The sequence below is a fragment of the uncultured Pseudacidovorax sp. genome, assembly GCF_913773995.1.
Taxonomy (GTDB): Bacteria; Pseudomonadota; Gammaproteobacteria; order Burkholderiales; family Burkholderiaceae_C; genus Xenophilus.
Map to the genome: position 1 here is coordinate 1 of NZ_CAJYES010000182.1, position 26,832 is coordinate 26,832.

19 protein-coding genes are annotated in these 26,832 nt (G+C 69.1%); 12 read left to right on the top strand and 7 right to left on the bottom strand.

What is annotated here, in order from left to right; all coding sequences use genetic code 11:
- Both QZ772_RS16550 and QZ772_RS16555 read left to right on the top strand, forming a co-directional pair.
- Nucleotides 1-1,188: response regulator (locus tag QZ772_RS16550; protein WP_295528535.1), on the top strand; the 1,188-nt coding region annotated here is incomplete at its 5' end.
- 279 nt (nucleotides 1,189-1,467) lie between these two features.
- Complete coding sequence (locus QZ772_RS16555) at nucleotides 1,468-2,673, top strand: urate hydroxylase PuuD (protein WP_295528538.1); 1,206 nt, start codon at nucleotides 1,468-1,470, stop codon at nucleotides 2,671-2,673.
- 143 nt (nucleotides 2,674-2,816) lie between these two features.
- Here QZ772_RS16555 and QZ772_RS16560 read toward each other — a convergent pair whose 3' ends face one another.
- Entirely contained in the window at nucleotides 2,817-4,211 is a 1,395-nt protein-coding gene (locus tag QZ772_RS16560) for an 8-oxoguanine deaminase (RefSeq protein WP_295528541.1), read from the bottom strand.
- 65 nt (nucleotides 4,212-4,276) lie between these two features.
- On the opposite strand from QZ772_RS16560, the gene QZ772_RS16565 reads away from it, so the two are divergent.
- Nucleotides 4,277-5,617: a glycerate kinase gene (locus QZ772_RS16565; protein WP_295528544.1), complete on the top strand. Its 1,341-nt coding sequence runs from the start codon at nucleotides 4,277-4,279 to the stop codon at nucleotides 5,615-5,617.
- A gap of 26 nt (nucleotides 5,618-5,643) precedes the next feature.
- On the opposite strand, the gene QZ772_RS16570 is transcribed toward QZ772_RS16565, so the two are convergent.
- The 5 genes from QZ772_RS16570 to QZ772_RS16590 form a co-directional block, all read right to left on the bottom strand.
- A complete protein-coding gene (locus QZ772_RS16570) occupies nucleotides 5,644-6,444 on the bottom strand; it encodes an EAL domain-containing protein (RefSeq protein ID WP_295528547.1) in 801 nt (266 codons plus the stop codon).
- 192 nt (nucleotides 6,445-6,636) lie between these two features.
- Nucleotides 6,637-7,062 (bottom strand): thioesterase family protein, encoded by a 426-nt coding sequence (locus QZ772_RS16575; RefSeq protein WP_295528550.1) that lies wholly within the window; start codon nucleotides 7,060-7,062, stop codon nucleotides 6,637-6,639.
- 28 nt (nucleotides 7,063-7,090) lie between these two features.
- Nucleotides 7,091-8,029, bottom strand: a complete 939-nt coding sequence (locus QZ772_RS16580; RefSeq protein WP_295528616.1) for a tripartite tricarboxylate transporter substrate binding protein — start codon at nucleotides 8,027-8,029, stop codon at nucleotides 7,091-7,093.
- Between the two features lie 107 nt (nucleotides 8,030-8,136).
- Nucleotides 8,137-9,795 carry an indolepyruvate oxidoreductase subunit beta family protein gene (locus QZ772_RS16585; protein WP_295528552.1) on the bottom strand — a complete coding sequence of 553 codons (1,659 nt, stop codon included), beginning with the start codon at nucleotides 9,793-9,795 and terminating at the stop codon, nucleotides 8,137-8,139.
- 11 nt (nucleotides 9,796-9,806) lie between these two features.
- Entirely contained in the window at nucleotides 9,807-11,960 is a 2,154-nt protein-coding gene (locus QZ772_RS16590) for an indolepyruvate ferredoxin oxidoreductase subunit alpha (RefSeq protein WP_295528555.1), read from the bottom strand.
- 220 nt (nucleotides 11,961-12,180) lie between these two features.
- On the opposite strand from QZ772_RS16590, the gene QZ772_RS16595 reads away from it, so the two are divergent.
- Nucleotides 12,181-13,104: a LysR family transcriptional regulator gene (locus QZ772_RS16595; protein ID WP_295528558.1), complete on the top strand. Its 924-nt coding sequence runs from the start codon at nucleotides 12,181-12,183 to the stop codon at nucleotides 13,102-13,104.
- A 12-nt stretch (nucleotides 13,105-13,116) separates the two neighbouring features.
- On the opposite strand, the gene QZ772_RS16600 is transcribed toward QZ772_RS16595, so the two are convergent.
- Nucleotides 13,117-15,045, bottom strand: a complete 1,929-nt coding sequence (locus QZ772_RS16600) for a solute carrier family 23 protein (RefSeq protein ID WP_295528560.1) — start codon at nucleotides 15,043-15,045, stop codon at nucleotides 13,117-13,119.
- 391 nt (nucleotides 15,046-15,436) lie between these two features.
- Between QZ772_RS16600 and xdhA the strand changes: the two genes are divergently transcribed.
- The 8 genes from xdhA (at nucleotide 15,437) to QZ772_RS16640 (ending at nucleotide 26,789) form a co-directional block, all read left to right on the top strand.
- Nucleotides 15,437-17,014, top strand: a complete 1,578-nt coding sequence (gene xdhA / locus QZ772_RS16605) for a xanthine dehydrogenase small subunit (RefSeq protein WP_295528563.1) — start codon at nucleotides 15,437-15,439, stop codon at nucleotides 17,012-17,014.
- 3 nt (nucleotides 17,015-17,017) lie between these two features.
- Nucleotides 17,018-19,450, top strand: coding sequence for a xanthine dehydrogenase molybdopterin binding subunit (gene xdhB, locus QZ772_RS16610; RefSeq protein ID WP_295528566.1), 2,433 nt, complete (start codon nucleotides 17,018-17,020; stop codon nucleotides 19,448-19,450).
- Nucleotides 19,451-19,526: 76 nt separating this feature from the next.
- Nucleotides 19,527-20,468 (top strand): LysR family transcriptional regulator, encoded by a 942-nt coding sequence (locus QZ772_RS16615; RefSeq protein WP_234194633.1) that lies wholly within the window; start codon nucleotides 19,527-19,529, stop codon nucleotides 20,466-20,468.
- A gap of 45 nt (nucleotides 20,469-20,513) precedes the next feature.
- Complete coding sequence (locus QZ772_RS16620) at nucleotides 20,514-21,815, top strand: NCS2 family permease (RefSeq protein WP_295528571.1); 1,302 nt, start codon at nucleotides 20,514-20,516, stop codon at nucleotides 21,813-21,815.
- A 73-nt stretch (nucleotides 21,816-21,888) separates the two neighbouring features.
- Nucleotides 21,889-23,430, top strand: a complete 1,542-nt coding sequence (locus QZ772_RS16625; RefSeq protein WP_295528573.1) for an ABC transporter ATP-binding protein — start codon at nucleotides 21,889-21,891, stop codon at nucleotides 23,428-23,430.
- Nucleotides 23,417-24,556 carry an ABC transporter permease gene (locus QZ772_RS16630; RefSeq protein ID WP_295528577.1) on the top strand — a complete coding sequence of 380 codons (1,140 nt, stop codon included), beginning with the start codon at nucleotides 23,417-23,419 and terminating at the stop codon, nucleotides 24,554-24,556. The genes QZ772_RS16625 and QZ772_RS16630 overlap by 14 nt, the downstream gene beginning before the upstream one ends.
- An 89-nt stretch (nucleotides 24,557-24,645) precedes the next feature.
- The gene (locus QZ772_RS16635) at nucleotides 24,646-25,566 is read left to right on the top strand and encodes an ABC transporter permease (protein ID WP_295528579.1); all 921 of its coding nucleotides are present in this window, start codon (nucleotides 24,646-24,648) and stop codon (nucleotides 25,564-25,566) included.
- Nucleotides 25,567-25,622: 56 nt separating this feature from the next.
- Complete coding sequence (locus QZ772_RS16640) at nucleotides 25,623-26,789, top strand: BMP family ABC transporter substrate-binding protein (RefSeq protein ID WP_295528581.1); 1,167 nt, start codon at nucleotides 25,623-25,625, stop codon at nucleotides 26,787-26,789.
- Nucleotides 26,790-26,832: the final 43 nt, after the last annotated feature.

Genomic DNA, 26,832 nt, shown 5'->3' on the forward strand with positions numbered 1-26,832 from the left:
GCCATCCGCTTCGTCGACGACGGCAGCGGCCTGCGCGCCGACCGCATCCGCGACCGCGCCGAGGCCCAGGGCCTGATCGAGCCCGGTGCGGCGCTGGACGACAACGCACTGGCCGAGCTGGTGTTCCGACCCGGCTTCACCACCGCGGCCGAGGTGTCCGAGCTGGCAGGACGCGGCATCGGCATGGACGTGGTGCGCGCCGAGGTGACGGCGCTGGGCGGCCGCATCGAGACGCGCAGCACGGCTGGGCAGGGCACCGAGTTCCGCCTGGTGCTGCCGCTGACCACGGCGGTCACGCAGGTCCTGATGCTGCGGGCCGGAGACCTGATCTTCGGCGTGCCCGCCAGCCTGGTGGAGCTGGTGCAGCGGGCTGGCGCGGCGGAGCTGGCGCAGGCCTATGCCGACGCCCACAGCGGCTACGGTGGCGAGACGCTGCCCTTCTACTGGGCGGGCGCGCTGCTGCAGGCCACGGACGCCAGCGAGCAGCCCACCGGCCGCGCCAACACCGTCGTGGTGGTGCGCAGTGCCGCCCAGCGCGTGCTGCTGCATGTGGACGAGGTGCTAGGCAGCCAGGAAGTCGTGGTCAAGAACCTGGGGCCGCAGCTGTCGCGCGTGCCGGGCCTGGTCGGCATCACGGTGTTGGCCTCCGGCGCTGTGGTGATGATTCACAACCCCGTGGTGCTTGGCACCCTGCACGGGGGCCAGGCGCGCCGGCGGCAGCGCCTGCCCGTGGAGCGGCCTGCGCCGGACGCGACGAGCCAGGAGGGTCGCGTGTCGGCCCAGGTGCCGCTCGTGATGGTGGTGGACGATTCCATCACGGTGCGCCGCGTGACGCAGCGGCTGCTGCAGCGCGAAGGCTGGCGGGTGGCCCTGGCCGCCGATGGCCTGCAGGCGCTGGAGCTGCTGCAGGGCGAGCGTCCTGCGCTGGTGCTGTCGGATATCGAGATGCCGCGCATGGACGGCTTCGACCTCGTGCGCAACATCCGCGCCGATGCGCAGCTGGCCGACCTGCCGGTGGTGATGATCACCTCGCGCATCGCGGCCAAGCACCGCGCGCATGCGCAGTCGCTGGGCGTGGACCACTACCTCGGCAAGCCCTACGGCGAGGACGAGCTGCTGGCCCTGGTGCGCCGTTATGCCGCGCCGCTGGCGGCGGCCGAACCGGCTCTGGAAGACGCGGCAGGCTGAGGCGGCCCGCCCGCCATGGCGGGCCGGGTGGCATTCGTCCGCGACGCTTGCGGCATGCTTATTGCAGCCGTTGCCGGCATGTCAGTGATAACCCTTGCCGGCCCGCGCACGCTGCGCAGCGCAGCCGGCAAACTGTATACACTCGCGTCCACAACAAAACCGCCGCAGCGGAGCGATGAGGCGCATCGGCCCCCCGATGCCAAGCGTTCGCGGCACCTTCTGCTTACAGCGCCCGCGGTGGTGAGCAGGACAGAACTCTCATCACCTCAGGGTTGAGCGATGGAAAGCTACTACCTCGACTGGGCCAACCTGCTGCTGCGCTGGCTCCACGTCATCACCGCGATCGCCTGGATCGGTGCCTCCTTCTACTTCGTGATGCTGGACAACAGCCTCGAAAAGCCCAAGGACGCCGAGTCGCTGGACAAGGGCGTGGGCGGCGAGCAATGGGCCGTGCATGGCGGCGGCTTCTACAACATGCAGAAGTACGCGGTGGCGCCGCGCAAGATCCCCGAGCACCTGCACTGGTCCTTCTGGGAAAGCTACTCCACCTGGCTGAGCGGCTTCGCGCTCTTCACGGTGTCGTACCTGTGGAACGCCAGCACCTACCTCATCGACAAGAGCAAGATGGACTGGCAGCCCGGCGCCGCCATCGCGGTGGCCCTGGCCTTCTTCGTCGTGTTCTGGATGGTGTACGACGGCATCTGCCAGATCTTCGGCCGGCGCAAGAACGGCGACACCATCGTGGGCGTGCTCATCGCCGTCTTCATCGCTTTTGCGGCCTGGCTGGCCTGCCAGTGGTTCGCCGGCCGGGCGGCCTTCCTGCTGGTGGGCGCCATGATGGCCACGACCATGAGCGCCAACGTGTTCTTCTGGATCATCCCCGGCCAGCGCAAGAGCGTGGCGGCCCTGCGCGAGGGCAAGCCGGTCGACCCGATCCACGGCCAGCGCGGCAAGCAGCGCAGCGTGCACAACACGTATTTCACGCTGCCGGTGCTGTTCGCGATGCTGAGCAACCACTACAGCTTCACCTACACGCATCCGCAGAACTGGATCGTGCTGCTGCTGATCATGCTGGGCGGCGCCGCCATCCGCCAGTTCTTCGTGGTGCGCCACCGCTGGAAGCTGGGCAACGCGAAGAACCCGCTGCCCTACGCCATGCTCGGCATCGCCGTGCTAGGCCTGACCATCGTCTGGATGAAGCCCGCGCCGGTGGCGCCTCAGCCTGCTGCCGCGCAGGCTGCACCAGTGGCCTACGCCGAGGTGCAGAAGGTGTTCGAGCAGCGCTGCTACCTGTGCCACGGCGCCGCGGTGCAGATGAAGAACGTGCGCCTCGATTCGCCCGAGCAGGTGGCCGCGCACGCGCAGGCGGTCTACCAGCAGGTGGTGGTGACGAAGATCATGCCGATGAACAACGCCACCGGCATCACCGAGGCCGAGCGGGCGCTGATCGGGCGCTGGTTCCAGTCCGGCGGAAAGACGAACTGACCCCCAGGCTTCGCGCACTTCGTGTCGCTTCGCCCACCCCCTTGCAGGGGGCACATCCTGCGGCCCGGCCCTTCGACAGGCTCAGGACAAGCCAAAGCCGGTTCCGCGGATGTCCCCGCGTGGCCTGCTCCGCGGCCTGCCGACTACGTGGTGCGCGCTGCTTCCGCCAACTGGATCGCGAGCTTGTTGTGTCGCTCCACCAGCGGCTGCAATTCCACCGTCGCCAGCTGGCCCTCCCGCACCACCACCCGCCCGTTGACCACCGTGTACGCCGCCTGCGGGCTGGCGCACAGCAGCAGGCTGGCGACGGGGTCGTGCACCGCGCCGCCGGCGAAGCCCAGGGTGCGCAGGTCGAACAGGGCCAGGTCGGCGCACATGCCGGGCGCGAGGTGACCGATGTCGCTGCGGCCCAGTACCTGCGCGCCGCCGCGGGTGGCCATGGCCAGGGCGTCGCGCGCGGTCATCTCGGCCGGGCCATGGTCGCAGCCGAAGGCGTCGAGCGATCGCCGCACCCGCGCCAGCAGCAGCGCCTGCCGGGCCTCGCCCACCATGTGCGCGCCGTCGTTGCTGGCGCTGCCGTCCACGCCCAGGCCCACCGGTACGCCGTCGTCGAGCATGCGGCGGATGGGCGCCAGGCCCGAGGCGAGCCGCATGTTGCTGCAGGGGCAGTGGGCCACACCGGTGCGGCTGCGCGCGAACAGGCCGATGCCCGCCTCGTCCAGCTTGACGCAGTGGGCATGCCAGACGTCCTCGCCCAGCCAGCCGAGTTCCTGCGCATATTCGGCCGGCGTGCAGTTGAACTTTTCGCGGGTGAAGGCGATGTCGTGGTCGTTCTCGGCCAGGTGGGTGTGCAGGCGCACGCCATGCTGGCGGGCCAGGGCCGCGGCATCGCGCATCAGCTCGCGGCTGACCGAGAAGGGCGAGCAGGGCGCCACCGCGATGTTGACCATGGCGCCGTGGCTGCGGTCGTGCCAGGTGGTGATCAGGCGCTCGGTGTCACGCAGGATGGCCGCCTCGTCCTCCACCACGCGGTCGGGCGGCAGCCCGCCCTTGGACTGGCCCAGGCTCATGGCGCCGCGCGAGGCGACGAAGCGCATGCCGATGGCCTGCGCGGCCTCGATGCTGTCCTCCAACCGCACGCCGTTGGGATAGATGTAGAGATGGTCGCTGCTGGTGGTGCAGCCCGACATCAGCAACTCGGCCATGGCCACCTGCGTGGAGACCTGCACCATCTCGGGCGTGAGCCCGGCCCAGATCGGATAAAGCCCGCGCAGCCAGCCGAAGAGTTCCGCATCCTGCGTCGCCGGTATGGCACGCGTCAGCGACTGGTACATATGGTGATGGGTGTTGACCAGGCCCGGCATCACCAGGTGGCCGCGGGCATCGATCACCTCGTCGGCCTGCTGCGGCAGATCGGCGGCGGGGCCGATGGCCTCGATGCGGTGCCCGCGCACCAGCACCGAGGCATCGCGGAGTTCGGCCCGCGTGTCGTCGAAGGTCGCGACGCAGGTGGCGTTGCGGATCAGCAAAGTTTTCATCGGTACAGTCCTCTCGCCCAATCAAGGACCCGTGCATGGTCACGGCGTCCATGGAGACAACGAACATGATCGCATCCGACGCAGCCTCCGTGCCCGATCCGCGCCAGCAGCCGCAGGCCTTTCTGGAGCACCTCTACCGGGTGGCCGTGCGCCAGGCCCTGCCCCTGGCACGCATGGCCGAGTACCTTCCCCCGCCGCCGCGCGGCCGTACGCTGGTGCTCGGCGCAGGCAAGGCGGGCGGATCGATGGTGCAGGCGCTCGAGGCCCTGTGGCCGCAGGACGCGCCGCTGTCCGGCCTGGTGGTCACACGCTACGGTCACATCCCGCCGCGTCCCGAGGGCGTGCCGGCGCGCATCGAGCTGGTCGAGGCGGCCCACCCCGTGCCCGACGCCGCCGGCCTTCGCGCGGCCGAGCGCATGCTCGCCCTGACGCATGGGCTCACGGCGGACGATCTGGTGCTGTGCCTGATCTCCGGCGGCGGCTCGGCGCTGCTCACGCTGCCGGCAGAAGGCATGACGCTGGAGGACAAGCAGCGCATCAATCGGCAGTTGCTCGAATCGGGCGCCCACATTGGCGAGATGAACTGCGTGCGCAAGCATTTGTCGCGCATCAAGGGCGGCCGGCTGGCCGCCGCCTGTGCGCCTGCGCGGGTGGTGACGCTCACCATCAGCGATGTCCCGGGCGACGACCCGGCGGTGATCGCCAGCGGCCCCACGGTGCCCGATGGCAGCACCTGCGCGGAAGCCATCGGCATCCTGAAGCGCTATGACATCGACGTGCCCGCCCGGATCATGGAAGGGCTGCAGGGGGGCTGCTTGGAAACGCCCAAGCCGGGCGACGCCGTGTTCACCGGCCACGCGGTGCACCTGATCGCGACGCCCCGTCAGTCGCTGGAGGCAGCGGCCGAGGCGGCGCGCGCCGCCGGAATCGAGGCCCATGTGCTCAGCGACGAGATCGAAGGCGAGTCGCGGGAGGTGGGCAAGGTGCACGCCGCACTCGCCCGCGCGGTGGCCCAGCACGGGACACCCTTCGCGCGGCCCTGCGTGATCCTGTCAGGTGGCGAAACCACGGTGACCGTGCGCCAGCGCCCGCCCGGGAGTGCCAAGGGACGCGGCGGGCGCGCCGGCGAGTTCTGCATGGGACTGGCCGGCGCCTTGATGGGGCAGCCCGGCGTCTGGGCCCTGGCCGCCGACACCGATGGCATCGACGGCGTGGAGGACAACGCTGGCGCCTTCGTCGCGCCCGACACGCTGGCGCGTGCGGCGCAGCGTGGCCTGAAGCTGTCGGACCACCTGGACCGCAACGACGCCTATGGCTTCTTCGACGCGCTGGGCGATCTGCTGGTGACCGGGCCGACCCACACCAACGTCAACGACTTCCGCGCGCTGCTGGTACTGCCGGGCTGATCGGGTGCAGCGCGGTCGGGCTCAGCTCAGGCCTGGCCGAAGATCTGTGCAGCCGGGGCCAGCCCTTCGAAGCGGGGCCTGGCGAACAGGTAGCCCTGCATCAGCTGCACGCCTTCGTGCAGGAAGAAATCGCGTTCCCCGGTGGTTTCGATGCCTTCGGCGATCACGGTGATCGCCAGTTCCTCGCACATGCGCAGGATGCCGCGCGCGATGGCCTGGCGCGGCCGGCTGGTGTCCACGCCGCGTATCAGGGCCATGTCCAGCTTGACGATGTCCGGCTGGAAATCGGCCAGCAGCGTCAGGCCTGCATAGCCGGCACCGAAGTCGTCGATGGCGGTGAGGAAGCCGCAGCGCTGGTATTCCGTCAGGATGGAGGCCAGCCAGGGCCCGTCGCTGACCCGCTCGCCCTCGGTCACCTCGAACACGATGCGCTCGCGCGGAAAGCCGTACTTGTCGGCCGCCTCGAGCGTGGTGCGGATGCAGATCTCCGGCCGATAGACGGCCTGGGGCAGGAAGTTGATCGACAGCCGCGTGTCCATGCCCAGCCCCGCGGCGATGCGGATCGCGTTGACGCGGCAGGCCTGGTCGAAGCGGTAGCGGTTGTCGGCATTGACCTGGTCGAGCACCGTCATCGCGCCTTCCCCCTGCGGGCCACGCACCAGCGCCTCATGCGCCCAGATGGCACGGCCTTGCATGTCGACGATCGGCTGGTAGGCGAAGCTGAAGGGAAAGAGCGGCACTTCGCTTTCCCGGCAGCCCTTGCAGCGCCCGCTGGCGGTGGACCCGGAGCCGCCGGGGGCTGGATGGACGGCGATGGTGGGGAACATGGACACGTGGACCGCGTGTAAGGACGGCAGGGCCGGGGCGGCCATGACTTCAGGTGTCCGACCGGCTGCGAAGAAAAGGCCGCGACTGGCGGCCGTCATTCGTTACAGGATGTTGCCTCGCGATGGCCTGCCAACGTGTAGGCCGGGGTGCCGCGGCTTTGCGGTCCGGAGGCCGGGGTGTGGCCCAACACTTCACTCGCACAAGACGCGGATCTCCTGTGGGATGGGCAGCGCCCGCATCCGCCCATCCGGCCGCTTGCCACCGAAGATGCGCACTTCCTCGCATTCGAGGATCAGCGTCTCGCCCTCGGGGTCGTCCCGCGTCACGCGGTAGGCCTGCACGAAGCTCTTCTCGCGCCATTCGCGGATCTGGACGGCGAATTGCAAGGTGTCGCCATAGCTGGCGGTGCTGACGAAGCGCGCCTTGGTGTCCACCAGGGGCGTGCCGATCACACCCAGCGTGCGTGTCGTCTCCTCCCACCGCGGCACGCCGCAGCTGGCAAAGAAATGACGCGAGGCGGCATCGATCCAGCCGAAGAAGTTGGGAAACCAGACGATGCCGGCAGGGTCGCAGTCGCCGAATTCGACGCGGGCGGTGTAGAGGATGGTCTTGGACATCGCGGCAGGTTAACGGCAGCGCAGGGCTTCAATCGGCCTTGATGCCCCGCTCCTTGATGATCGCGCCGAAGCGCGTCGAATCCGCCATCGCCCGGTCGTGGAAGGCCGCCGGCGTGCCGGGTGCGGCCTCGCCGCCCAACTGCTGGATCCGATCCTTGACCATCGGCAGCGCCAGCACCTTGTTGATCTCGGTGTTGAGCCGCGCGATCACGGGCGCGGGCGTGCCGGCCGGCGCATAGAAGCCGAACACGGTGTCGGCATCGAAGCCTTTCAGGCCCGCCTCGGCCAGCGTGGGCACGTCGGGGAAGAGCGGCGAGCGCTGCGGGCTGCCCACCGCGAGCAGCCGCAACTTGCCGGCCTTGACCTGCTGCAGCGCGATGCCGGGGTCGAAGTAGTAGTCGATCTGGCCGGCCAGCAGATCCTGCAGCGCAGGCGCCGCGCCGCGGTAGGGCACATGGGTTGCGAAGGTGCCGGTCTGCGACTTGAACATCTCGCCGGCCAGATGCGGCGAGCTGCCCACGCCCGGCGAGCCGTAGGAGAGCTTGCCCGGCCGGGCCTTGAGGTAGGCGATGAACTCCTGGATGTTCTTCGGCGGCAACTCGGGCCGAATCACCAGGTAGACCAGCACGCGCGCGGCGGCGGCCACCGGCACGAGGTCCTTGGCGGGGTCGAAAGGCATCTTCTCGTACAGGTGCGGGTTCACGGACACCATGCCGCCCGAGCTCATCAGCAGCGTGTAACCGTCGGCCGGCGCGCGGGCCACCACCTCGCCGCCGATGTTGCCGTTGGCGCCGCCACGGTTCTCCACCACCACCGGCTGGCCCAGCGCCTCCGACAGCGGCTGGCCCACGAGCCGTGCCAGCTGGTCGGCCGCGCCGCCGGGCGGGAAGTTGACGACCACGCGGACGGGTTTGGTGGGCCAGGTCTGGGCGTGGGCGGCGAGTGGCGCAGCCAGTGCCGCGGCCATGCAGGCGGCACCCGCGAGGTGCAGTGCGAGGCGGCGGCGCGGGTTGCCGCGGGTGGGGTGGGGGTGAACGGCCATCGTTGTGTCTCCTTCTGGGTTTGTCTTGAATCTCAGGCGCTCTGGCCGTGAGAACGGGGCGGGCGGCGCATCCAGCGGATGGGCTGCTCGGCCACCGGCCGCGGCGGGGCGCCGTGGGCACGCAGCGTGGCGTCGAGGGCGCTGCCGGCCTCGTCGGCCAGCGCGGCTTCACGGGCACTGGCAATGGCCTGCGCGCGCTCGGCGGGTGTGCGGCCGGGGCTGCGCGCCAGGTGGTCGACGATGTGCAGCAGGTTGGCCTTGCCGCGCTCGTTGGTGCTGCCGTAGCCCTTGATCAGCCGGCCGCACAGCGCGAGTTCATGGCCCAGGGCCCAGTCCTCGCGTGCGCCGGCCTCGACGGCGGCCAGCCAGTGCTCGATCAGCCGTTGCTCTTCGGCGAAGCGGCTGCCGATGGGCCGCAGCCGGCGCAGGCTGGCCAGCAGGCGCAGCGACGCCATGCCGATGACCGAATGGCTGCCCACCTTCAGCGGCAAGGCCCATGGCGCCTGGCCACGGCGCTGGCGGGCGCGGTCCCAGTCCTGCAGCCGGCGGGCGAGCGCGGGCGGCAGGAGGGCGGCGAACTCCGGCACGCCGGGCTTGAAGTGGTCGTAGACGCGCAGCAAGTCGGCTTCTGTGGCCTTGACCTCGGTGCGCACCCGGTCGGCGCGGCTGGCGCGGGACTTGAGCACGGCCACCCGCACGATGTCGTCGAAGGCCATCCACAGGGCCAGCCAGCGGGCCATCTCACGGGTCACGGCCGCGCCGTGCGTGCCGTCGGGGTCGGACGCGCGTTCGGCCTCCAGCACGCGTGCCAGGCGGTCCGCGTAGCGGCGGGCATAGGCCGCGTCCTGGTACTCCCGCGTGCGGGCATGACCCAGGGCCAGCATCTCGTGCACGGCGGCCGGAAAGCGGGTCGCCAGTTCGACGGGCAGCGTCGGCGTTTCGGTGGCTTCCACCGCCGGGTCTTTCAGCAGTGCGTCGACGAAGGCCGCCTGCTGGCGTGGTGCGTTGACAGCTTCGTAGGCCCGGGCGAAGCCGCGCAGGCTGGCCGCCGCCGTGGCGCCGGGCTTCTTGCCCGTGGCCGGATCGTGAATGGCCGCCTCGAAGGCCGCGCGCGGCCAGGGCAGCACGCCACTGCCGGCGATGGCGCCGAACATGATGCTGCTGATCACGGTGCCGCATTCGCGGGCCATCGCCGCCATGTCCAGCACCTGGTGCGCGCGGCTGAAGCGGCGCACCACCTCCAGCAGCTGTGCCGCATCGGCCCGGCCGTCGCCCAGCGCCATGCGCTCGGCGGTGGTGAGGCTGCGGCTGGAGGAGGTGATGACCTGCGTGCGGGCCGGATCGGCCATGCCATTGGCGATCTGGCGTGTGGTCTCCAGCAGTTCGGAGGAGACGATCACGTCCAGCGCACCCGGGGCCGGCACCAGGCTGAACACCGGCTGGCGCCCCTGGAGCTGAACCAGCGGTACCGGAAACACCTCGACGTAGTAGGTGGTGGCGCCGGTGCGCTGGGCCACGCCGGGCACCGAGGTGCTCTGCGCTGGGTAGCCGGCATGGCGGGCGGCCTCGATCAGCCATTCGGTGAGCACGCCGCCGCCTTCGCCGCCCAGGGCGCACAGCAGCAGGGTGAGGGGGCGTTGGGTGTCGGCGTGGGTCATCGCGGGCGCGGCGGTGGAAGAGGGGACCGGCATGGACGGTGTGGTCAGGCAGGACGCAGCGCGCGCACCATGGCGGACTGCAGGCCGTACAGCAGCCGCTCGTGCCAGCGCGGGTTCTGCACCACCTCGGCCCGGTAGAAGCTGGGGCACAGCGTGGCCGCATGCGCATTGGCGCCGCACAGGCCGCAGCCCACGCAGCCGTCGATGACGGTGGCCACCGGGTCCACCTTGAGCGGATCGGGGTTGTCCTTGAGCGTGAGCGTGGGGCAGCCCGACAGGCGGATGCAGGCGTGGTCGCCGTTGCACACGTCCTCGTCCACGCCGTACTTGACGCGCACCACGCGCTCGCCCTTCTTGAGCAGTTGCGCGATCCAGGGCTTGATGCGGCGCTGGCGCTCCAGCTGGCATTCGCCCTCGGCGATGATGACCTTCAGGCCCTCGAAGGACGTCGTGAACGCCTCGGTCAGCGTGGCCCGCATGGTCGCCACCTCGTAGGTGTGGACGGTGCGCATCCACTTCACGCCCAGGCCGCGCAGCGTGTCCTCGATGGTGTGGTTTTTGTGCGCCAGGCTCTGCTGCTTGTCCTCGGCGCGGGCCTTGGTGTCCTCGTCGGGCGTGGAGATGATGTCCTGCGTGCCGGTGGCGCTGGTGTAGCCGTTCTTGAAGATCAGCAGCACCGCGTCGTCGCCGTTGAACAGGGCGCTCTGCACGCCCGTGAGCAGGCCGTTGTGCCAGAAGCCGCCGTCGCCCATGATCGACAGCACCCGCCGCTGCATCATGGGCGAGACGCCCGCGCGGCTCGCCAGGCTCATGCCGTAGCCCAGGATCGAGTGGCCGCCGCTGAAGGGCTCGAAGGTGCCGAAGGCATGGCAGCCGATGTCGGCCGCGATGTGCACCTGGCCCACCTCCTGCTGCGCCAGCTTGAGGGCCGAGAACACCGGCCGCTCCGGGCAGCCGATGCAGAAGCCCGGCGGCCGTCCCGGCAGCGGCTTGCCGAGCAGCTCGGCCACGGCGCGGCGGCGCGCGTCGTTGGCGGCCAGCCAGTCGGTGCCGGCCTGGCCGGCGCCTTCGGGCAGGTAGCAGGCGGCGAAGGTGACCAGGCCGCGCGTCAGCACCTCGGTGGTGTACTCGCCGGCCATCTGCAGGAGGTCCTTGCCGTGCAGTGGCGTCTGCAGGTCACGGCGGCGCAGCAGGGTGGCGATGTCCTGCTCGATGTACTCGGGCTGGCCTTCCTCCACCACCAGCAGGGCGCGCTTGCCGGCGGCGAACTGCACGATCTGGTCCGGCACGAGCGGGTAGGTGACGTTGAGCACCAGGATCGGGATCTCGCTCTGGCCGAAGGCATCAGCCAGGCCATGCTGCTGCAGCGCGCGGATGAGGGCGTTGTAGAGCCCGCCCTGCACCACGATGCCCAGGTCCTCGCGCTTTCCCGGCATCAGCTCGTTCAGGCCGTGCTCGGCGATGTAGCGCTGCGCGGCCGGAATGCGCTCGGCGCTCTTGCGCTTCTCGTGGCCGAAGGTGACCGGCGGATGGGCCAGGCGCTCGTAGTCGAAGCGGGCCGGCTCTTCCATGAGGCTGCGGGTGCTGACGGCCGGCGCGCGGTTGTCCTTGCAGTCGAAGCTGCCGCGCACATGGCAGGCGCGGATGCGCAGCTCCATCATGCAGGGCATGCTGGAGGCTTCGGAGAGGTTGAAGCCTTCCTCCACCATGCGCACCATCGTCGGCAGGTGCGGGCGCGGGTCGAGCAGGCACAGGCTGGACTTGAGCGCGTAGGCATGGGTGCGCTCCTGGATCACGCTGGCGCCTTCGCCGTAGTCCTCGCCCACCACGATCAGCACGCCGCCGGTCACGCCCGGCGAGCTGAGATTGGAGAGGGCATCGGCCGCGACGTTGGTGCCGACGATGGACTTCCAGGTCACCGCGCCGCGCAGCGGGTAGTGGATGGAGGCGCCCAGCATGGCGGCGGCCGAGGCCTCGTTGGAGCAGGCCTCCACGTGCACGCCCAGCTCCTGCATGTAGTCGCGGCCCTGCACCATCACGTCCAGAAGGTGCGACACCGGCGCACCCTGGTAGCCGCCCACGTAGGCGACCCCGGCCTGAAGCAGGCCCTTGGTGATGGCCAGGATGCCCTCGCCATGGAAGGTCTGGCCCGCGCCCAGGCGAAGCGCCTGCACTTCCTTGCTGAAGGAAACTTCCATGGTCTTGTCTCTCCGTCGTGGGGCGATGTGGCCGCGCGCGTCCTGGGGGCGGCGCCAGCGTGCGTCGTCGGGCCAGTCAACCAAAGTCCGTTCGGGCTGAGCTTGTCGAAGCCCGGGCACCCGCCCTTCGACAAGCTCAGGGCGAACGGTTGACTGGCGATCGTTGCGCAGTGTCCGGCGCCTGGGGCATGTCCTCAATGCAATGAAGGCGCTAAGTGATATGAACGGCGTGCATATGGAGAAGCTGGACCTCAACCTGCTGCGCGTCTTCGACGCCGTGCATCGCACCCGCAACGTGAGCCGCTCCGCAGAGGCGCTTGGGCTCACGCAGCCCGCCGTGAGCCATGGCCTGACCCGGCTGCGGCTGGCGCTGGGCGACGCACTGTTCACCCGGGTGGCTGGCGGCGTCGCACCTACGCCCAGAGCCGACCGCCTGGCGTCGGCGGTGCACGCCGCGCTGGCCACGCTGGACCAGGCCGTGGCCGAGCCCGAGCGCTTCGACCCCGCCCGATCGCGCAAGACCTTCCGCATCCACATGAGCGACATCGGCGAGGGACGCTTTTTGCCGCCGCTGATGCGGCACCTGCGCGCCCTGGCACCCGGCGTGCGGCTGGAGACGCTGCCCCTGCGGCCGCAGGACATCGCCCCCGCGCTCGACGAGGGCCGCATCGACCTGGCCTTCGGTTTTCTGCCCAAGGTGAAGGACACGCGGCGCCAGCACCTGCTGAACGACCGCTACATCGTGCTGGTGCGCGATGACCATCCCTTTGCGCGTCGCACCCTGCGCGGCAAGGCACTGCTGACGGCGCTGCAGGGGCTGGAGTTCGTCGCCGTGCGCTCGCATGCCGACACGCTGCGCATCCTGCAGCTGATGCAGCTGGAGGAGCGCGTGCGTCTGGTGACCGAGCATTTCATGGTGCTGCCCGCCATCGTGCGCGAGACCGACCTGGCGGTCGTCATGCCGCGCAACATCGCGCGCAGCTTCGGCGAGGGCGCCGGCTTCGCCATTGTGGAGCCCGACTTTCCGCTGCGCGACTTCGGCGTCGCCCTGCACTGGAGCCGCCGTTTCGAGGACGATGCGCCCAACCGCTGGCTGCGCGGCGAGATCGTGCGCCTGTTCGGGGAAGCGGGCGCACCGTCCTGAGGCGTGGCTGGGTCAGTGTGCCGCTGAAGGCTGCACGTCGAAGGCCCGCAGCCGTGCCGCTGCGATGGGGTTGGCATCGGCGACGAGGTCGTCGAAGCGGTAGTTGGCGATGCGCGCCACCTCGACCAGCCCCGCCGCGCGTTCCACCGCCTTCGCGTTGCCCAGCCGTTCCCAGCCCTGCGCGACGATGCGGGCGTAGTTGGCGTCGCGGGCGCTCACGATGAAGGGAAAGCCGAACTGCGCGCGGTAGGCGTGGGCCATTTCCAGCACGTCGTCCTGGGCGTTGCCGGCCATGCCTGCCTTCTCATGGTCGAGCAAGTAGGCATTGGCGGCGTCGGCCTCGCTGCCCAGGTCGGGGAAGGCGTTCATCAGCGCATCCTGATGCTCTGCCGTGGCGCTCAGCAGCGTGTCCTGGAAGGCAGTGCGCAGGTCGTGGGTGTTGCGGAAGGGGCGCATGGCGAAGGCCTGCTCCAGCACCCAGGGCATGTGCTGCACCACCGGGCCGAAGGTGGCGTCGAACTCCGGACGCGCCATGGCGTTGACCTGCTCCAGGCTCACCAGTCGGCCCGGCCGGCCGGCGACGGCCGTGTGCGGACTGCCACCCAGGTGGTTGAACACGACGTTAAGCACGATGGCGGTCAACGCACCCAGCGTGATGCCGCTGCCGAACACGATCTCGGCCCAGGCCGGAAAGGCGGTCGTGACGAAGGGCTGCGCCGTCACCAGCATGCCCAGGCCCAGGCTGGTGCCCAGGATCACGATGTTGCGGTGGTCGTTGAAGTCCACCTTCGACAGGGTCTGCACGCCCACCACGGCCACGGCCGCGAACATGGCCAGCGCCGCGCCGCCCAGCACCGGATGCGGAATGCCTTCGACGATGGCGGCGGCCTTGGGCAGCGAGCCGAGCACGATCATGATGATGCCGGCGGCCACCACCACCCAGCGGCTCTTGACCTGCGTCAGCCGCACCAGGCCCACGTTCTCGGCGAAGCAGGTGTAGGGAAAGGAATTGAACACGCCGCCCAGGAAGGTGGCGGCGCCGTCGGCGCGGATGGCGCGGGCGATGTCCTCGCTGCCGACGCGCTTGCGCACGATCTCGCCTGTGGCGTAGACGTCGCCCGTGGTCTCGACCATGGTGATGCACATCACGATCAGCATCGAGACGATGGCCGTGATGCTGAAGGTGGGCATGCCGAAGTAGAAGGGCGAGGTGTAGCCGAACCAGGCAGAGCTGGCGACCTTGTCGAAATGCGCATCGCCCAGCACCCAGGCGACCAGCGTGCCGACGACCAGACCCAGCAGCACGGCCACGGTGGCCATGAAGCCGCGGAACAGCCGCTGGATCAGCACGATCAGCGCCAGCGTGCCGAAGGCATAGAGGCAGTTCTTAAGCAGCACCGGGTTCTGGATGGCATTGGGCCCCTTGCCCACCACGATGTCGTTGGCCGCCACCGGCAGCAGCGCGATGCCGATGATCAGGATCACCGAGCCCGTGACGATGGGCGGAAAGAAGCGGATCAAGCGCGCGAAGTAGGGCGCCGCGAAGAAGGTGAACAGCCCGGCGACGAGCACCGAGCCGTAGATCTCCAGCAGACCCGTGACGCCGCCGCCGGCCGCCAGGCCGATGGCGATCATGGGGCTGACGGCCGTGAACGTGACGCCCTGGAGCAGCGGCAACCGTACGCCCACCTTGCCGATGCCCCAGGCCTGGAGGATCGACGCGATGCCGCAGGTGAACAGGTCAGCATTGATGAGGTGGATCAGTTGCTCGCTGCTGAGCCCCAGGGCCCCCGCCAGGATGATCGGCACCAGCACGGCGCCCGCATAGAACGCGAGCACATGCTGGAAGCCGTAGGCGGCAAGTTGGGGAATGGGCAGCACTTCATCGACGGGGTGGACCTGCCGGGTGGCAGAGGAAGAGGGTGTGACAGCGGTTTTCATGGTTTTGCTCTTGGAGCTTCTTGGAGGGAAAAGGACACGCCGACCTGCGCGATGAGAGGCGGCGCCACGGCTCGGCATCGGTGGCGTGCCGGAGGCCGGAGAGGGGAAGGTCAAGTCATATAAGAAATCCCTGATTGGCGTTATATGTGCTCTTATATGAAGTTAAATGTCATTAACGTCGCGATACGCCACGCAAGAGTTGTGCCTCCCAACGGTCGCGCCGTTGGCGTGAAAACTGCTGGGCATCAGGTCGTGTCTCCGGCCGCCATACGGATTGCCAGATGGGCGATATGGTTGGACCGGTATCTACGGACGCGAGACTGCGAATAACTTCACGGCCGCCCTGCGCGTTGCACCGCGGCGGCCCCGCCCGATGCCCCAAAACAGTTCCATGACCCACACCACCCAACCCATCCAGTTCTTCCACCGCGGCCGCGTGGTGGCGGTCGACGGCGTGCATCCGACCCGGTCCGTGCTGGACTGGCTGCGCGAGGACGCACGTTGCACCGGCACCAAGGAAGGCTGCAATGAAGGCGACTGCGGCGCCTGCACCGTGGTCATCGGCGAGCTGGCCGCTGACGGCGAGGCCGGTGCCGTCGGCGGGTTGAAGCTGCAGACGGTCAATGCCTGCATCCAGTTCCTGCCCACGCTGCATGGCAAGGCGCTGTTCACCGTCGAGGACCTCAAGGCGCAGACGGCCTGCGTGCACGACGGCGAGCGGCATTCCAAGCATCCGGTCCAGCAGCTGCACCCGGTGCAGCAGGCCATGGTGGACTGCCATGGCTCGCAGTGCGGCTTCTGCACGCCAGGGTTCGTGATGTCGATGTGGGCCAGCTACGAGCAGCATGGTGCCCGCGGCAGCCGGCCCACGCGCCAGCAGCTCGCCGACGAGCTGTCGGGCAATCTGTGCCGCTGCACCGGCTACCGGCCCATCCTCGATGCGGGTCAGAAGATGTTCGATCTTCCGCCGGTCAAGCTGGACACGGCGCCGGTGGTGCAGGCGCTGCAGGCACTGCGCAGCGAGGCCACCTTCGACTACACCGCGCCCCTGGGCCAGCGCACCGACCACTTCCATGCACCGGTCAGCCTCGAAGCCTTCGCCGAACTGCGGGCAGCCAAGCCGCAGGCGAGGCTGCTGGCGGGCTCCACCGACATCGGCCTGTGGGTCAACAAGCAGTTCCGCGATCTGGGCGACATCCTCTACATCGGCAACGTGCCCGAGCTCAAGCGCATCGACCTGGTGGAGCAGGACGAGCTGTGGATCGGCGCTGCGGTCTCGCTGGAGGACGCCTGGTCCGCCATCGTGCAACGCGCCCCCTCGTTGCAGGATGTGTGGCTGCGCTTCGCCTCGCCGCCGATCCGCCATGCGGGCACGCTGGGCGGCAACGTGGCCAATGGCTCGCCCATCGGCGACTCGCCGCCCATCCTCATGGCGCTCGATGCCGAGGTGGAGCTGCGCAAGGGCCACTGCGTGCGCCGCATGCCGCTGACCGATTTCTACGTGGATTACATGAAGAACCAGCTGCAGAGCGGCGAGTTCGTGCAGGGCATCGCCCTGCCGCTGATGGCCTTCCAGCGCCAGTTGCGCGGCTACAAGATCAGCAAGCGCTTCGACTGCGACATCTCGGCCCTGTGCGCCGGCTTTGCGCTGGAGCTGGATGGCGAGGTGGTGCGCAGCATCCGCCTGGCCTACGGCGGCATGGCCGCCACCGTGCGCCGTGCCACGCAGGCCGAGGCTGCGCTCGTGGGCAGGCCCTGGACGCAGCAGGCGGTGGACGCCGCCAAGGCCGCGCTGGCCCAGGACTTCAAGCCGCTGACCGACCTGCGGGCCTCTGCCGACTACCGGCTGCAGGTGGCGCAGAACCTGCTGCAGCGATTCTGGCTCGAGACGCGCACGCACGAGCCGCTGGAGGCGCAGGACACCAGCGTCTGGACGGTGATGCCCCACGCCCCTGCCTTCGGAGCCTGAACGATGAACAAGCCGATCGACCCCGCCCTGCTGCAGTCCGCCGAGGCCTTCGCCGACTACGCCGCCAACACGGCCGCCCGCATCGACACCCAGGCCGAGGCCCAGGCGCTGGCCCAGGGCGCCCGTGTGGGCATCAGCCGTCCGCACGAATCCGCCCACCTGCATGTGGCCGGCGAGGCCACCTACACCGACGATCTGCCCGAGCTGGCCGGCACCCTGCACTGTGCCCTCGGCCTGTCAGCCGTGGCGGCCGGCCGGCTGGAAGGGCTGGACCTGGACGCCATCCGCGCGATGCCCGGCGTGGTGGACGTGATCGTGGCCGAGGACATTCCGGGTGCCAACGACTGCGGCTCCATCGTGCATGACGATCCTGTTCTGTGCGACGGCGAGATCCGCTTCCTCGGCCAGCCGCTCTTCGCCGTGATCGCCCGCACCCGCACCGAGGCCCGCCGCGCCGCCGCGCGCGCCAAGGAGGTCGCGCGTGTGGTGCCCGCCGAGCCGGTACTGACGCCCCAGCAGGCCCATGCCCGCGGCCAGTACGTGGTGCCGCCCATGCACCTGGCCCGCAGCGACAAGGGGCTGGCCGTGCGCGCCGCCATCGAGGCCGCGCCGCACCGCCTCAAGGGCGAACTCGACGTCGGCGGTCAGGAACAGTTCTACCTCGAAGGCCAGATCAGCTACGCCATTCCCAAGGAAGGCGGGGCGATGCAGGTCTACTGCTCGACCCAGCATCCCACCGAGATGCAGCACCTCGTGGCGCATGCGCTGCACCTGCATTCCAACGAGGTGCACATCGAATGCCGACGCATGGGCGGGGGCTTCGGCGGCAAGGAGTCGCAGTCGGGCCTGTTCGCCTGCATCGCCGCCGTGGCGGCCAACAAGCTGCGGCGCCCGGTCAAGCTGCGTCCTGACCGCGACGACGACTTCCTGATCACCGGCCGCCGGCACTGCTTCTGGTACGAGTATGAAGTGGGCTTCGACGACGAGGGCCGCATCCTCGGCGCCGAGATCAGCATGGTCTCGCGCGCCGGCCATTCGGCCGATCTCTCGGGCCCGGTGATGACCCGCGCCCTGTGCCACTTCGACAATGCCTACTGGCTGCCCGAAGTGAGCATGCATGGCTTCTCGGGCCGCACCAACACGCAGAGCAACACCGCCTTCCGCGGCTTCGGCGGGCCGCAGGGCGCCATCGCGGTCGAATACGTGCTCGACTCCATCGCCCGTCAGCTGGGTCGCGATGCGCTGGATGTGCGCCGCGCCAATTTCTACGGCAAGACCGAGCGCAACGTCACGCCCTACGGCCAGACGGTGCGCGACAACGTGATCCACGAGCTCGTCGGCCAGCTCGAGGATTCGAGCGCCTACCGCGCGCGGCGCGATGCCATCGCGGCCTTCAATGCAAAGAGCCCGGTGCTCAAGCGCGGCATGGCGCTCACGCCGATCAAGTTCGGCATCAGCTTCAACGTGCCGCACTTCAACCAGGCGGGTGCGCTGGTGCATGTCTACACGGATGGCTCCATCCTGGTGAATCATGGTGGCACCGAAATGGGGCAGGGCCTGAACACCAAAGTGGCGCAGGTGGTGGCGCATGAGCTGGGCGTGGAATTCGAGCGCGTGCGCGCCACGGCCACGGACACCACCAAGGTGGCCAACACCTCGGCCACCGCGGCATCGACCGGCGCCGACCTCAACGGCAAGGCGGCGCAGGACGCTGCACGCCAGATCCGGCAGCGGCTGGCCGACTTCGCCGCGCGCCGGCATGGCGGCACGCCCGACGCGGTGGGCTTCGCCAACGGCAAGGTGCAGGTGGCCGGGCGCGAGATGACCTTCGCCACGCTGGTGGCCGAGGCCTACACCGACCGTGTGCAGCTGTGGTCCGACGGCTTCTACAGCACGCCCGGCCTCCACTGGAACTCGCAGACCATGCAGGGCCATCCCTTCTACTACTTCGCCTACGGTGCCGCCGTCAGCGAGGTGGTCGTCGACACCCTGACCGGCGAATGGAAGCTGCTGCGCGCCGACGTGCTGCACGACGCCGGCCGCTCGCTCAACCCGGCGGTGGACATCGGCCAGGTCGAAGGCGCCTTCATCCAGGGCATGGGCTGGCTCACCACCGAGGAGCTGGTCTGGCATCCGGGCAACGGCAAGCTGCTCACGCATGCGCCCAGCACCTACAAGATTCCGACGGCCAACGACTGCCCCCCTGTGTTCAACGTGCGGCTCTTCGATGGGCCCAATGCCGAGGATTCCATCCACCGCAGCAAGGCCGTGGGCGAGCCGCCGCTGCTGCTGCCCTTCTCGGTGTTCTTCGCCATCCGCGATGCCGTGTCGGCCGCAGGGGGTCACCGGGTCGATCCGCCGCTGCGGGCACCCGCCACCAGCGAGGCGATCCTGCGTGCCTTGAACGCGGTCCAGGCCGCGCCGTCGGCCGCCTGATCGCTGCGCCGGGGTCGTGGCCGCCGGACCCCGCCGTGGGGCCGGGCGCCGCCTGTCTCTGGCAGAGTCACGCCCCATGCGAGACCAGGCCCTCTTCGACAAGATCGATCTGCACCTCATCCGGGTGCTCTACACCGTGCTCACCGACCGCAGCGTTTCGCGCGCGGCCCTGCGGCTGGGCATGTACCAGCCGGCCGTGTCGGCCGCACTCAAGCGGCTGCGCGAGCTCTCGGGTGATCCGCTGCTGGTGCGCTCGGGCTCGGGCATGGTGCCCACGGAAGCTGGCCTGCGCATGATCGAGCCGGCGGCCAGCATCCTGCGCGCGGCCGAGATGCTGTTCTCGGACGTGCGCGGCTTCGATCCGCAGACGGCGGCCACCACCTTCCGCATCGCGGCCAACGACTACCTCGACCCGCTGTTCCTGCCGCTCGTGGTGACACAGATCAAGCGGCTGGCGCCCCTCACGCGCATCGAGATCCATCCGCTCTCGTCCGATTCCGACTACCACGCCCACCTGGCCGAAGGCACGCTGGACCTGGTGATCGGCAACTGGCTCAAGCCGCCGGAAGACCTGCACATGTCGCGCCTCTTCGGCGACGAGGTGGTGTCGATGGTGAGCCAGGAACACCCCGCCGTGCGCCGCGGCTGGGACATCGAGACCTGGCTGGAGGCCGAGCACATCGCGCCCACGCCCACGCACCCGGGCGCGCGCGGCATCATCGACCAGCTGCTCGATGCCATCGGGCGGCAGCGCAACATCACGGCGCGTTGCGCACACTTCAGCCTGATCCCGCAGATGGTGGCCAGCAGCCTGCTGGTGCTGACCACGGGGCGCCAGTTCTGCGAGCGCTTCGCGCAGCAGTTGCCGGTGCGCATCCTCGACTGCCCGGCCACGTTGCCGCGCCTGCTCTATTACCAGCTCTGGCATGAGCGCACGCATTCGTCGAGTGCGGCGCAGTGGCTGCGCGAGCAGGTCAAGAACGCGGCCGCCTCGCTGCGTCAGCCCGGCGGCCCCTGATTCCTTTCGCTTTCCTCATCCACAACAACACCGGAGACAAAACCCATGAACGCGATCGAGCGGCTGTTCAAGCTGCAGGAACACGGCACGACCGTGCGTACCGAACTGCTGGCCGGCCTGACCACCTTCCTCACGATGGCCTACATCATCTTCGTCAACCCGTCGATCCTGGGTGATGCGGGCATGCCGAAGGAGGCCGTGTTCGTCGCCACCTGCGTGATCGCCGCACTGGGCTCGGCCATCATGGGCCTGTATGCCAACTACCCGATCGCGCTGGCGCCGGGCATGGGCCTGAACGCCTACTTCGCCTACGGCGTGGTGCAGCACATGGGCTTCACCTGGCAGGCGGCGCTGGGGGCGGTGTTCGTCTCGGGTTGCCTGTTCCTGCTGGTGACGCTGTTCCGCATCCGCGAGCTGATCATCCGCGGCATTCCGCTGTCGCTGCGCTATGCCATCACGGTGGGCATCGGCCTGTTCCTGGCGCTGATCGCGCTCAAGAGCGCGGGCATCGTCGCCGCCTCGCCGGCCACCTATGTGACGCTGGGCGACCTGCACCAGCCCGCGGCCGTGCTGGCGGTGCTGGGCTTCTTCCTGATCGTGATGCTGGACCGGCTGAAGGTGCCGGGCGCCATCCTGATCGGCATCGTGGCCGTGACGCTGGCGAGCTTCTTCTTTGCCGGCAATCAGTTCAAGGGCGTGGTGTCGGCGCCGCCTTCCATCTCGCCCACGCTGCTGCAGCTGGACATCAAGGGCGCGCTGGCTGGAGGCATCCTGAACGTGATCCTGGTGTTCTTCCTGGTCGAGCTGTTCGACGCCACCGGCACGCTGATGGGCGTGGCCAAGCGCGCCGGCCTGCTGGTGCCGGGCAAGATGGACCGGCTCAACAAGGCGCTGCTGGCCGACTCGGGCGCCATCTTCGCGGGCTCGCTGCTGGGCACCTCCAGCACCACGGCCTATGTGGAGAGTGCGGCTGGCGTGCAGGCCGGCGGCCGCACGGGCCTCACGGCGCTGACGGTGGCGGTGCTCTTCCTGGCCTGTCTGTTCATTGCGCCCCTGGCCGGCGTGGTGCCGGCCTATGCGACGGCGCCCGCCCTGTTCTTCGTGGCATGTTTGATGCTGAGGGATCTGACCGAACTCGACTGGAACGAGACCACCGAGGTCATCCCCGCGGCCATCACCGCGCTGGCCATGCCCTTCACCTATTCCATCGCCAACGGCCTGGCCTTCGGCTTCATCAGCTATGCGGTGCTGAAGCTGATCACCGGCCGGGCGCGGGAGGCGCACTGGATGGTGTGGGTGATCGGCGGGATCTTCCTGTTCAAGTACATCTACCTGCCGGGTCACTGACCGGCCCGGGCCGGCCCGAGCGACTAGCATTCACCGTTTTTCTCAACAAGAGCGACCCCCGAAGGCCACCCCCATGTCCCCCCCCAGACTCCAGCTCGCGCACATCACCAAGCGCTATCCCTCGGTGGTCGCCAACAGCGACGTGTCGCTCACCGTCCTGCCCGGCGAAACTCATGCCGTGCTGGGCGAGAACGGCGCTGGCAAGTCCACGCTGATGAAGATCATCTACGGCTCGGTCAAGCCGGACGAAGGCACGGTGAGCTTCAATGGCCAGCCGGTCACCATCCGCAATCCGCAGGAGGCGCGGCAGCTGGGCATCAGCATGGTGTTCCAGCACTTCAGCCTGTTCGACACGCTGACGGTGGCCGAGAACGTCTGGCTGGGCCTGGACAAGAGCCTGGCCCTGGCCGAGGTCACGCGCCGCATCGTGGCCAAGGCCGGCGAATACGGCCTGGAGATCGACCCGCTGCGCCCGGTCCATACCCTGTCGGTGGGCGAGATGCAGCGGGTGGAAATCATCCGCGCGCTGCTCACCGACCCCAAGCTGCTGATCCTGGACGAGCCCACCTCGGTGCTGACGCCGCAGGCGGTGCAGAAGCTGTTCGTGGTCCTCAAGAAGCTGGCGTCAGAGGGCTGCTCCATCCTGTACATCAGCCACAAGCTGCATGAGATCCGCGAGCTGTGCACGGCCTGCACGGTGCTGCGCGGCGGCAAGGTCACCGGCGTGTGCAATCCGCAGCAGGAGACCAACGAGTCGCTGTCTCGCCTGATGATCGGCGCCGAGCCGCCGCCGCTGACGCACCGGCCCTCCAATGTGGGCGAGGTGGCGCTGGCGGTCGAGCGCCTCAGCCTGCCGCGCGAGGACCAGTTCGGCGTCGACCTGGAAGGCATCTCGCTGCAGGTGCGCGCGGGCGAGGTGGTGGGCATCGCTGGCGTGTCGGGCAATGGCCAGAAGGAGCTTCTGTACGCCCTGTCGGGCGAGGACGTGCGGGCCGAGTCCGGCATGGTCCGCCTCGTCGGCCAGGGCGCCGGCCGCCTGCGCCCACGAGCGCGCCGAAAGCTGGGCCTGCATTTCGTGCCGGAGGAGCGGCTGGGCCGCGGCGCCGTGCCCACGCTGGGCCTCGCCCACAACCTGCTGCTCACGCGCGACGACGCGGTGGGCAGCGGCGGCTGGCTGCGCATCGGGCAGCTGGAGCAGCAGGCCCGGGCCATCATCGAGCGCTTCAAGGTCAAGGCCGGCGGGCCGCAGTCGGCGGCCAAGTCGCTGTCGGGCGGCAACCTGCAGAAGTTCATCGTCGGCCGCGAGATCGACGCCAGGCCCAAGCTCTTCATCGTCTCGCAGCCGACCTGGGGCGTGGACGTGGGCGCCGCGGCGCTGATCCGCGCCGAAATTCTGGCGCTGCGCGACGCGGGCTGCGCCGTGCTGGTGGTCAGCGAGGAGCTGGACGAGCTGTTCGAGATCAGCGACCGGCTGCATGTGATCGCCAAGGGGCGGCTGTCGCCCTCCATCGACCGGGCGGCGGCCACCGTGCCGCAGATCGGCGAATGGATGAGTGGACTGTGGGAGGGCGCTAGCGTGCGCACGAACGAGGAGGGCATCCATGCTCAAGCTTGAGTTGCGGCCGCAGCTGTCGCGTTTCTGGAGCTACGGCTCGCCCATCCTGGCGCTGCTGATCACGGTGGTGATCGGCGTGATCCTGTTCGCCGCGCTGGGCAAGGACCCGGTGCGCGGGCTGCAGGTCTTCTTCTGGGAGCCGATCAAGAGCAGCTACGCCATCGGCGAGCTGCTGGTCAAGGCCACGCCGCTTCTGGTCATCGCGTTGGGGCTGGCGGTTTGCTTCCGCTCCAACGTATGGAACATCGGCGCCGAGGGGCAGTTCGTGCTGGGCGCCATCGCCGCGGGCGGCATGGCGCTGCTGGCCGACAAGAACACCGGCCCGTGGATCGTGCCGGCCATCCTCGTGGCGGGCATGCTGGGCGGCATGCTGTGGGCGGGCATCGTGGCGTGGCTGCGCGACGTCTGCAATGCCAACGAAATCCTCACCAGTCTGATGCTGGTCTACGTGGCCACGCTGCTGCTGCTGTGGCTGGTGGGCGGCCCCTGGAAGGACCCGATGGGCTATAACTTCCCGCAGACCAAGACCTTCGAGGCGGTCACGCAGATACCGCGGCTGATGAAGGGCTCGCGCGTGACCATCGGCGTGGTGATTGCGCTGGTGGGCGTGGCGGCGCTGTGGGTCTTCCTGTTCCGCACGCGGCTGGGCTTCGCGCAGCAGGTGGGTGGGCTGGCACCGGCGGCGGCGCGTTATGCAGGCTTCTCGGCCCGGCGCGCGGTGTGGATCGCGCTGCTGACCTCGGGCGCCGCGGCCGGCCTGGCCGGGGCGCTCGAAGTGGCCGGTCCCATCGGCCAGCTCACGCCCTACGTGCCGGCGGGCTACGGCTTCGCGGCCATCATCGTGGCCTTCGTGGGACGGCTGCATCCGGTGGGCATGGTGTTCTCGGCCATCCTGATGAGCATGTTCTACATCGGCGGCGAGTTGGCGCAGTCCCGTCTGGGCCTGCCCAAGTCGCTGACGGCGGTGTTCCAGGGCCTGCTGCTATTCACGCTGCTGGCCTGCGACACGCTGGTGGCCTACCGCGTGCGCATGAAGACCGCGGCGCGGCCGTTGTCGCCCGCGGCAGGCACCTCGTCGCTGCAGGTATCGACGCCCGATGTCGTCCCCCAAGTCAAGGAGGCCTGAACATGAACCCCCACGCTCATCACTTCGCGTATTCGCAGCCCCCCGAGGGGGCGCAGGCCTCCCTCGGGGCGGCCCGGCGGGAGGCCTGAATGGAAAGCTACGCACTCCTCCTGGGCGCCATGCTCAGCGCCGGCACGGTGCTGGCCATCGCCGCGCTCGGCCTGCTCATCAACGAGAAGGCCGGCATCGTCAACCTGGGCGCCGAGGGCATGATGCTGTGCGCTGCCATCGGCGGCTTCGCGGCCTATGTGCACACGCACAATGCCTGGATCGGCTTCGCGGCCGGCATGGCCGTGGGCGCGCTGCTGGCGGGCCTGTTCGGCGTGCTGGTCATCTGGCTCAACACCAACCAGTACGCCACCGGCCTGGCCCTGTCGCTCTTCGGCGTGGGCTTCTCGGCCTTCGTCGGCATCAACTACGTGCAGGCCAAGGCGCCCGGCGGCATGGCCTTCGCCGTTCCCGTGCTGGGCGACATCCCCTTCATCGGGCCGGCCTTGTTCCGCCACCATCCGCTGGTGTACTTCGCGGTGGCGCTCACCTTCGCGCTGATCTGGTTCCTCTACCGCACGCGGGCTGGGCTGGTGCTGCGCTCGGTGGGCGAGTCGCCCGAGTCGGCGCATGCGCTGGGCTATCCGGTCCGGCGCATCCGCTTGATGGCCGTCATGGCCGGCGGCGCGCTGTGCGGCCTGGCGGGCGCCTACCTGTCGGTGGTCTACACCGGCCTGTGGGTGGAGAACATGGTGGCCGGCCGCGGCTGGATCGCGCTGGCCCTGACCACCTTCGCCACCTGGCGGCCAATGCGCGTGCTGCTGGGCGCCTACCTGTTCGGCGGCGTGACGCAACTGGGCTTCCACCTGCAGAGCGTGGGTGTCGACGTGCCCAGCCAGTTCCTGGCCATGATGCCCTACGTGGCCACCATCGTGGTGCTGGCGCTCATCTCGCGCAACCCCGCCTTCATCCGCGTCAACATGCCGGCGTCGATCGGGAAACCTTTCTACCCCGGCTCATAATGCGCGCTGCATTTTTTCCGTTCCCTCAACGTCTTGCTGCCAAGGACCTTTAGACAATGACCGATCTGAACAAGCGCTCGCTGCTCAAGCTCGCCGCCATCTCCACCGCGGCCGCTGCCGTCCTGATGGGCTGCGGCAAGAAGGAAGAGGCCCCGGCCGCAGCCGCCCCCGCGGCGCCTGCGCCCACCGCCGCTGCCCCGGCCCCGGCTTCAACGGCGCCGCTGGAGATCGCCTTCGCCTATGTCGGCCCGGTCGGCGACGGTGGCTGGACATTCGCCCACGACAACGGCCGCAAGGCGCTGGAGAAGGAATTCGGCGACAAGATCAAGACCACCTTCGTCGAGAGCGTGCCCGAGTCGGCGGACGCCGAGCGCGTGTTCCGCGACTTCGTGGGCCAGGGCAAGAAGCTGATCTTCGGCACCACCTTCGGCTACATGGAGCCCATGCTCAAGGTCGCCGGCGACGCCAAGGAGGTGAAGTTCGAGCATGCCACCGGCTACAAGACGGCCGAGAACATGCGCACCTACGACAGCCGCACCTACGAAGGCGCGTACATGGCCGGCATCATCGCCGGCGCCATGACCAAGTCGAACAAGCTGGGCGTGGTGGGTTCGGTGCCGATTCCCGAGGTGCTGCGCAACATCAACAGCTTCACGCTGGGCGCCCAGTCGGTGAACCCCAAGATCACCACTAACGTGGTGTGGGTCAACGAATGGTTCAGCCCGCCCAAGGAAACCGAGGCAGCCACCGCTTTGATCAACGGCGGTGCCGACGTGCTGTTCCAGAACACCGATTCGCCGGCCGTGCTCAAGACCGCGCAAGAGAAGGGCAAGCGCGCCTTCGGCTGGGACAGCGACATGACCGCCTATGGTCCCAAGGCCCACCTGGCTTCGGCCGTGATCAACTGGGGCCCGTACTACATCAAGGCCACGAAGGACGTGCTGGACGGCACCTGGACCACCGGCCAGACCTGGTGGGGCGTGAAGGAAGGCGCGATCGACCTGGTTTCCGTGGCCGACGACGTGCCAGCCGACATCAAGGCCAAGGTCGAGGAGGTCAAGAAGGGCCTGAAGGATGGCACCTTCCAGATCTGGAAGGGCCCGATCGTCGGCCAGGACGGCAAGGAGCTCATCGCCGCCGGCGCAGCCGCTGACGACAAGTTCCTGTCGGGCGTGAACTTCTACGTCAAGGGCGTTGAGGGCAAGGTGCCCGGCAAGAACTGACCACCCCGTTTCTTGCTCACAACGCGCAAGCCGAATCCCCCTC

Bases quoted from the DNA above. Each gene is read 5' to 3' on its own strand.
- QZ772_RS16555 (WP_295528538.1), top strand. From the start codon at position 1,468: ATGGAAAGCTACTACCTCGACTGGGCCAACCTGCTGCTGCGCTGGCTC.
- QZ772_RS16560 (WP_295528541.1), bottom strand. From the start codon at position 4,211: ATGAAAACTTTGCTGATCCGCAACGCCACCTGCGTCGCGACCTTCGAC.
- QZ772_RS16565 (WP_295528544.1), top strand. From the start codon at position 4,277: ATGATCGCATCCGACGCAGCCTCCGTGCCCGATCCGCGCCAGCAGCCG.
- QZ772_RS16570 (WP_295528547.1), bottom strand. From the start codon at position 6,444: ATGTTCCCCACCATCGCCGTCCATCCAGCCCCCGGCGGCTCCGGGTCC.
- QZ772_RS16575 (WP_295528550.1), bottom strand. From the start codon at position 7,062: ATGTCCAAGACCATCCTCTACACCGCCCGCGTCGAATTCGGCGACTGC.
- QZ772_RS16580 (WP_295528616.1), bottom strand. From the start codon at position 8,029: ATGGCCGCGGCACTGGCTGCGCCACTCGCCGCCCACGCCCAGACCTGG.
- QZ772_RS16585 (WP_295528552.1), bottom strand. From the start codon at position 9,795: ATGCCGGTCCCCTCTTCCACCGCCGCGCCCGCGATGACCCACGCCGAC.
- QZ772_RS16590 (WP_295528555.1), bottom strand. From the start codon at position 11,960: ATGGAAGTTTCCTTCAGCAAGGAAGTGCAGGCGCTTCGCCTGGGCGCG.
- QZ772_RS16595 (WP_295528558.1), top strand. From the start codon at position 12,181: ATGAACGGCGTGCATATGGAGAAGCTGGACCTCAACCTGCTGCGCGTC.
- QZ772_RS16600 (WP_295528560.1), bottom strand. From the start codon at position 15,045: ATGAAAACCGCTGTCACACCCTCTTCCTCTGCCACCCGGCAGGTCCAC.
- xdhA (WP_295528563.1), top strand. From the start codon at position 15,437: ATGACCCACACCACCCAACCCATCCAGTTCTTCCACCGCGGCCGCGTG.
- xdhB (WP_295528566.1), top strand. From the start codon at position 17,018: ATGAACAAGCCGATCGACCCCGCCCTGCTGCAGTCCGCCGAGGCCTTC.
- QZ772_RS16615 (WP_234194633.1), top strand. From the start codon at position 19,527: ATGCGAGACCAGGCCCTCTTCGACAAGATCGATCTGCACCTCATCCGG.
- QZ772_RS16620 (WP_295528571.1), top strand. From the start codon at position 20,514: ATGAACGCGATCGAGCGGCTGTTCAAGCTGCAGGAACACGGCACGACC.
- QZ772_RS16625 (WP_295528573.1), top strand. From the start codon at position 21,889: ATGTCCCCCCCCAGACTCCAGCTCGCGCACATCACCAAGCGCTATCCC.
- QZ772_RS16630 (WP_295528577.1), top strand. From the start codon at position 23,417: ATGCTCAAGCTTGAGTTGCGGCCGCAGCTGTCGCGTTTCTGGAGCTAC.
- QZ772_RS16635 (WP_295528579.1), top strand. From the start codon at position 24,646: ATGGAAAGCTACGCACTCCTCCTGGGCGCCATGCTCAGCGCCGGCACG.
- QZ772_RS16640 (WP_295528581.1), top strand. From the start codon at position 25,623: ATGACCGATCTGAACAAGCGCTCGCTGCTCAAGCTCGCCGCCATCTCC.